The organism is Paraburkholderia sp. EG304 (assembly GCF_046543485.1).
Taxonomy (GTDB): domain Bacteria; phylum Pseudomonadota; class Gammaproteobacteria; order Burkholderiales; family Burkholderiaceae; genus Paraburkholderia; species Paraburkholderia youngii.
The window spans coordinates 1-328 of record NZ_JBKGUA010000399.1 but is presented as its reverse complement, the minus strand read 5'-3'; the positions used below and the strand labels follow the sequence as shown (position 1 = coordinate 328).

Here is a 328-nt window from a genome sequence, read left to right as displayed (position 1 = left end):
TACGCGACCAGAGGTCGACGTAGAATCTACCGTCCGGAGAAAACTCGATGTGATGATTGGCCGGTTCTGGCGTAAGTGATGTCAGCCCCTTTCCGTCGAAGCCAATTCGGTAGGCATGAACGAAATAAGGGTCCTCACCGAAATTCATTCCGCTTGCTTCGAACCAAATTTCCCTTCTGACCGGATCGATGTGGTCCACCGCGCGGACAATCCAGTCACCTTTGGTGATTTGGTTTTCTAAAACACCGGTACGGCCATTAAAGAGGTACAGATGTTCAAATCCATCGCGCTCGGATGCCCAGATAATTTCCTCTCCATCATTAACATT

Annotated in this window: 1 protein-coding gene; it reads right to left on the bottom strand. The window is 49.4% G+C overall.

All coding sequences use genetic code 11. From position 1 onward, the window contains the following. Positions 1–328, bottom strand: a 328-nt coding sequence (locus tag ACLFKU_RS44470) for a DPP IV N-terminal domain-containing protein (RefSeq protein ID WP_410853482.1), incomplete at both ends; no start/stop codon positions are given.